The organism is Burkholderia sp. ZZQ-2 (genome assembly GCF_050768715.1).
GTDB lineage: Bacteria > Pseudomonadota > Gammaproteobacteria > Burkholderiales > Burkholderiaceae > Burkholderia > Burkholderia cepacia.
The window spans coordinates 1-1,518 of record NZ_LDVA01000227.1; the positions used below are offsets into that span (position 1 = coordinate 1).

At 75.6% G+C, this 1,518-nt stretch carries 1 protein-coding gene; it reads left to right on the forward strand.

The annotated features are described in order from the left end of the window. Positions 1-1,518, forward strand: a 1,518-nt coding sequence (malQ, locus tag ABY44_RS15350) for a 4-alpha-glucanotransferase (protein ID WP_431641376.1), incomplete at both ends; no start/stop codon positions are given.

Genomic DNA, 1,518 nt, shown 5'->3' on the forward strand with positions numbered 1-1,518 from the left:
ACACATCGACGGGCGCGTGGATGCGCACCGCGCGCTGCCGCCGCTCGCGATGCCCGGTTACCACGCGCTCGACGTCGGCGACCGGCGCATCGGGCTGACGATCGCGCCGCCCCACACGCCCCCGTTCGACACGCGTGCAACGGATGCGGGCAGCCGCTGGGGCATCGCGGCGCAGCTCTACAGCCTGCGCCGCGCGGGCGACGGCGGCGCGGGCGACTACACCGCGCTCGCGCGGCTGGCCGCGCGCGCGGCGCGGCATGGCGCGCAGGCGGTGGCGATCAGCCCGACGCACGCCGGCTATCCGGCGCTGCCCGCGCACGACAGCCCGTATTCGCCGTCGTCGCGGCGCTGGCACAACGTCGCGTATCTCGACTGCGACGCGGTGCCGGGCGCCGAGGCCGTGCGTCACGTAGCCGGTGCGGCAGCCGATGCGCCGCTGATCGACTGGCCGCACGTGCTGCCGCTGAAGCTGCGCCGCCTGCGCGCGTGCTTCGACGCGTGGCGCGCCGACGACGCCCCGTCGCGCGACGCGTTCCAGCGGTTTCGCGCGACGGGCGGCGCGGCGCTCGACGCGCATGCGCGCTTCGATGCGCTGCAGGCGTTCTGCCTCGAACACGGGCTCGGGGCGGACTGGCGGCAGTGGCCGGCGCCGTGGCGCGACCCGGCATCGGCGGAAGTCGACGCATTCGCGCACACGCATGCCGATACGGTCGCGTTCCATACGTTCCTGCAATGGTGCGCCGCGCGCGCGCTCGGCGACGCGCAGCATGCGGCACGCCGCGCGGGCATGGCCACCGGGCTGATCGCCGATCTCGCGGTCGGCTCCGATCGCGCGGGCAGCGACGCGTGGGCGCACGGCGCGACGCTGCTGCGCGGCGTGTCGCTCGGCGCGCCGCCCGACCTGTTCAACGCGGCCGGCCAGGCGTGGGGCGTGACGACCTGGACGCCGGACGCGCTGCGCGCGGAAGGCTTCGTGCCGTTCATCGAGCTGCTGCGCGCGGCGTTCGCGCACGCGGGCGGCATCCGCATCGATCACGTGCTCGGCTTCGCGCGGATGTGGATCGTGCCGGACGGCGGCTCGCCGCGCGACGGCGCGTACCTGCGTTATCCGGTCGACGATCTGATGCGGCTCGTCGCGCTCGAGGCGGCCCGCCACCGCGCGCTCGCGATCGGCGAGGATCTCGGCACGGTGCCCGCCGGGTTTCGTGAACGGCTCGGCGCGCAAGGGGTCGCGGGCATGCGCGTGCTGTGGTTCGAGCGCGACGCGGGCGGCGCGTTCCGGCAGCCGTCCGAGTGGGACCGCGACGCGATCGCGACGACGTCGACACATGATTTGCCGACCGTGGCCGGCTGGTGGCGCGGCGTCGACCTGGCCTGGCGGCAAGCCGCGGCCCAGGTCGCCGCGCAGCACGACGAACCGGACAGGCACGACGTGGCCGCTCCCGCACCGGACGACGCCAGTGCGCACGATTCCGACGAAATCGTGCAGGCGCGCGGGCACGACACCGCGCCGCGCCC